The sequence below is a fragment of the Aliirhizobium sp. YIM B11859 genome, assembly GCF_057163345.1.
This window is the reverse complement of the sequence record NZ_JBXHAY010000035.1, coordinates 1-4,700: the sequence shown is the minus strand read 5'-3', so window position 1 is coordinate 4,700 and position 4,700 is coordinate 1. Positions and strand designations below refer to the sequence as shown.

At 56.2% G+C, this 4,700-nt stretch carries 4 protein-coding genes; 3 read left to right on the top strand and 1 reads right to left on the bottom strand.

From position 1 onward, the window contains the following. The first annotated feature begins 444 nt into the window (after window positions 1-444). The 3 genes from AC2GXZ_RS32410 to AC2GXZ_RS32400 all read left to right on the top strand — a co-directional run bounded on the left by AC2GXZ_RS32410 (window position 445) and on the right by AC2GXZ_RS32400 (window position 1,908). The gene (locus AC2GXZ_RS32410; protein ID WP_483763360.1) at window positions 445-837 is read left to right on the top strand and encodes a hypothetical protein; all 393 of its coding nucleotides are present in this window, start codon (window positions 445-447) and stop codon (window positions 835-837) included. Then, window positions 821-1,378 carry an RNA 2'-phosphotransferase gene (locus AC2GXZ_RS32405; protein WP_483763359.1) on the top strand — a complete coding sequence of 186 codons (558 nt, stop codon included), beginning with the start codon at window positions 821-823 and terminating at the stop codon, window positions 1,376-1,378. The genes AC2GXZ_RS32410 and AC2GXZ_RS32405 overlap by 17 nt, the downstream gene beginning before the upstream one ends. Window positions 1,379-1,557: 179 nt before the next feature. After that, the gene (locus AC2GXZ_RS32400) at window positions 1,558-1,908 is read left to right on the top strand and encodes a helix-turn-helix domain-containing protein (RefSeq protein WP_483763358.1); all 351 of its coding nucleotides are present in this window, start codon (window positions 1,558-1,560) and stop codon (window positions 1,906-1,908) included. A gap of 765 nt (window positions 1,909-2,673) precedes the next feature. Here the strand turns inward: AC2GXZ_RS32400 and AC2GXZ_RS32395 are convergent. Next, window positions 2,674-3,558 carry a hypothetical protein gene (locus AC2GXZ_RS32395; RefSeq protein ID WP_483763357.1) on the bottom strand — a complete coding sequence of 295 codons (885 nt, stop codon included), beginning with the start codon at window positions 3,556-3,558 and terminating at the stop codon, window positions 2,674-2,676. Window positions 3,559-4,700: the final 1,142 nt, after the last annotated feature.

The window sequence follows — 4,700 nt, the reverse complement described above, 5'->3', positions numbered from 1 at the left end:
CTACGGGCTGCGATTTTTTTCGCTGATAGATCATAAGAAGGGCAAAATTCAAAGACCAATTAAATCAATTACTTACGAGGGGGGGTGACCGCAAGAGCTTTGCGGTCACCCTACCGCACCAGCTTTGCGGCTACCTTTCAGGAAAAATCAGCTCTAATGCAGAATAATTCCGCAAAATAATTATGGACTTCTGCTGAATTTCTCCGCAAGTTTGCGGTCACCCTACCGCAAGGAATGCCTGTGCCAAAATCAACGCCCCCGACCCTTGGAACATCCGCTAAAAACAAACCTGGCCAGTGGGTCCAAACAGAGCGCAAGGCTCACGAGGCATGGGCGCAACTGATTAGCAGGAAGCCTCGCGCAGCAGAGGCTCTGCACTATCTCGTCGCCCACATGGGGAGCCAGAATGCCGTAGTCATACCTCAGAAGGTTCTAGCGACCCTGATGGGGCGCAGCGTTGACACCGTGCAACGGGCAATCCGAGATCTTGCCGCTGAGCGCTGGATTCAGGTTGTACGGATCGGAAAAGGCAAAGAAGCCGCCTATGTCATCAACGATCAGGTTGCGTGGGGGCAGTCTCGCGATCAACTTCGGCTTTCAGCCTTTTCTGCCACGGTAGTCGCTGATGCAGGGGACCAGGACGCGCTAACATTAGATCACGCTCCATTGCGCCGCCTTCCAACACTGTATCCAGGTGAACAGCAATTACCCTCTGGGCCTGGCCTTTCTCCTCCATCGCAGCCACATTTTGACGGGATGGAGCCGGATTTGCCCGCTCGTGACGGAGGTTCCGAACAGCTCGATATCGAGGACTTCACCAATGACCGAGACGCATGATCACAGCCCGAAGAGCAAGGAAATCAGCCGGCTCCTTAGCCATGTGCTGCGCCATGCGCCGGAGCGGCTTGGCATCACGCTCGATGCTAATGGCTGGACGCCAGTAGATCTGTTGATTGCCAAAGCCAAAAAAGCTGGTTTCAAGATCGACCGGACGATCCTCGAAGCGGCTGTTGCAGAGAACGACAAGCAGCGTTTTACGCTATCCGAGGACAGGCAGCTCATCCGGGCTGCGCAGGGCCATTCCCTTGATATCGATCTCGGCCTAGTACCGAGCGAGCCCCCGGAATCTCTGTTCCATGGGACCGCCCGCGACAACCTCGAAGCCATCTTCGCCGAAGGGCTGAAGGCCGGCAGGAGGCAGCACGTACACTTGTCACTCAACGAGGAAACCGCCATCAAGGTCGGTAGCCGTCACGGAAAGCCTGTAGTGTTGCGGATAGCGACTGGCCGCATGCATGCGGACGGTTTTTCGTTCTGGAAGGCTGATAACGGCGTCTGGCTTACGGATCACGTCCCGCCTGCCTACCTAGGCTTTTAGGGGCGTCAGCCCCGGCTCCGGCCTGTTCAGCGACTAGCCCCGCAGGACCGCTCTCACACATAGGGCTGTAGGTCCGGAGGGGCGGGTTTTCTGGGTGAATCCCGTTAACTCGAATCGCCTATCCTGCGCATGCGCGCCCAATGCGCGCTCAGTGAACATTGCCCATGGAGACGCCCACCATGCCCACACTGTCGCCCAACGAAGCTGCAAAGCTGTCTGGCGTGTCCAGGCGATCGATTATGCGTGCGATCGAGGCTGGAGAGCTGGTCGCTCGTCGCGACAATCGAAATCAGTGGCAGATTGAGCCGGAATCCCTTGCGCACTGGGCGCCCAGTGGACCCGTGCAGGTCGCCGCCCAACCTGTGCCCACCCCTGAACGTCAGCCGAAAACGATCAATACGGACCTACTGATCCAGAGCCTCCGGGAGCTGATCGAGGCGGAACGCCGACGGGCCGACGCTGCGGAAACAGACCGCGACGCATGGCGGAGTATGGCGCAGCGTTCGTGGTGGCAGCGTCTGGTCGGCTAAACTCAGGCCGCGTCTTCCAGACGTTGCGATCTCTCTTGGGCACGAATCCAGCCGCATCGCGAGCAGCTCGACCAAGCGACACGCTACAGGACGCTCGCCGCCCATAAATTCGCCCTTGGGGCGCGGCGACATCCTCTAAATACAAGTACTTAACGTAAGCGGGGTCCACCCCCTTAATCACGTACTTTGCGAGCCTTTTATCTGTATTCGGGTCAACATCGTCGACTGAAATATCGTACGGCCCGATCGTCCCTTTCGATCGAGCGACCCACTGCGGCAGCTTCCTCAAGAACTCATCTTCGAAGCCCTTCGGAACGTGAACCATCCAATTTGCGTGCGTCATCTGCTCCGGGCATTCCAGGGAGTAAATATACGCCGCAGGCACCTCGGCGAGCCCGTTTCTACGCCTTAAATTGATCAGCCAATCACGATATTTATGCCGTACTTTTTTGAAAATCAGAGCCGCACCAACCACTTCGCAATCGGCATGGGTCAGGTTCAGAACGACGTACTTATTCAGAGGCACGCCTAGCCATTTAGCGAAGTCGACAGCATGGCAGATGTTTTCAGCAGTGTGCCGCCGTATGTGATCGGTATAGTTCCTCCTCATCACCACTAAGACGGCTCTCCTGGTCCTTTTTGGTCACCTTTCAGCCACTTATACTGAAGAAGGTGCGTCGGGCTTATTTTAGCACAACGCCGCAGAACATATACAGAACTGGCTGTTTTTTTAGCCTTACTCCATAGGTAAATCTGCGAAAAGGCTCACATTTCCGGCCCTCCTCTCTGCCATCTGTCTTCGCTTTCGGAGAAGTCGTCTGTTTCGATGCGTTTTTGCTCTTCTTCAGTGAGTTCCACTGCATCATTAACGGCGACTACATAGCCAACGCTTTTCGACGCAAGCGACAGCTGATTTTGCTCTTCGAGAGTGAGGCCGGACGCTTCCGTGAATCTGTTTTTGGCATCAAGCCAACCCAAGGCCGCGAAGGCCGTCCTGGACACGGCGCGCATCTTGTCTAGGGCTTTGACCAGGTCGGCCGGAATGATCTCGGCCAGGCTGTCGGCCGCGGCACTTGCCTTTTCCGTCGCGGCCTTCAGGGTCTGCCAATATTTCCGGACCAGCTCTTTTTCCGCCTTCGCGGCTCCCCGGTCCATTTCGACCAGGTCCCTCGCGAATTTCAGATCCTCACGCTCTTTGCGCAGGTGCTCGCGTTGACGCTCCAGCTTCTCGGAAAGCCGCTTCAGTCGCTCGGCTTCCAGCGCCTCGGCCGACTGCCAGTCTGGACCGGGCCGCTTTTTTGGCTCCCCGCGTTGTACAGCGAGTTTCATCCGATCGCGGAGATGTTCGTACCATGCGTCCTGCAACGCCTGTCCCTGCCCCCTGAGGGACGGAGCACGGCCACGGGCGACAGCGAGGGCCTTCAGGTGCCTGGACGTGGAAACGGCCGTCTGTGACCGCCTCTTGGTTTCCTTCTCATACTTGGGGGCGATGAACAGATCCACGACATGCCGGCTCTTCTCGTCGCGATCGACGCGATCGGCGAAAATGGCCGACGTGCCGAACAGCTCCTCTGCGAAGCTGCGGGCGTGGGAGAGCATCAGCTCAGCATCATCACCGTCGACCAGGTCTGCTGGGAACTGCAGGACCATATGCAGCGCCTTGGTGGCCGACTTCTGGACCTTTGCCCCCTCGACATGCGCGTCATACAGCCTGTTGAGGTCGAGGCCGGTCGTGGAGAGCGCTTCCGCCTCTCGAACCGCCCTTCCTCGCCCCGTAGCGTCCAAGCGCTTCCCGTGAGCCTCTGCGGCCGAAAGAGCTACGCCCCCGACACGTTGGATTCGGACAGCTCCTGCTTTCCCGGCGACCGCACTATCAACACCCATGGAGGCCTCGCGTGTTATCCTTCAAGATAAGGATAACACGCTATACTTTTTTTGGGACCCCACCTACGGCGACCCAAAAAAAGCGTGACAGGGGAGACCCCTGTACCCCTTCGCAGGCAAAATAAAAGCCCGTGCGGAATTACCGAACGGGCTGGTGGGCTTACCGAGATGTTTGAAACACAGGCAAGCCTGTACCGCGAGTTCTAGAATTCGCGAACGGACCGCCAAAGCGCTAAGCACTCCCCATCCCTCAACGGAGGTTGCCGCACAAAGGCCAGGTGGACAGGTAACGCCTGCCAGAGCCGTGCCGTGTGTTTGCAAGTATTGGTCTACATGAGGGGAAAGTTTCGGTCAAGCACATTTTCAAAAAAATGTCAGAGATGCCGAGATTAAGCGTTATCTACTGCTTTTTTGAGGCGGAGTCAAGCGGGAATAACTTATAATAATTTGATATTTTCAAATAAAGAAAAGCGACGGATACGCCCCCCCTTCTCTCATCCGAACCATCCCTCACCCCCAAACCCCCTAGGGTTTCCTTCCTTCTCTCCTCCCCCATAAAATGTCAAGTAAATTTTCGTTACGGAAATTCTTTTTCATTTAAAATAATACTTGGAGTCACGGGGTTTGCGGCCCTTCTCACTCACTTGAGGTTTGTTCGTGTGTGACTCGCTGCACGCGTGAATTTGTGACTCAGGTCGCTTCAATGGGTTGGACCCATAATACGGAGCTCGCGATGCTCGCACTTACCTGAGCGAAAAAATCGGTCCCTACGATCGCTCGCTACGGCGCTATGGGGAGCGCGCCACGCTCTCTACGGGCTGCGATTTTTTTCGCTGATAGATCATAAGAAGGGCAAAATTCAAAGACCAATTAAATCAATTACTTACGAGGGGGGGTGACCGCAAGAG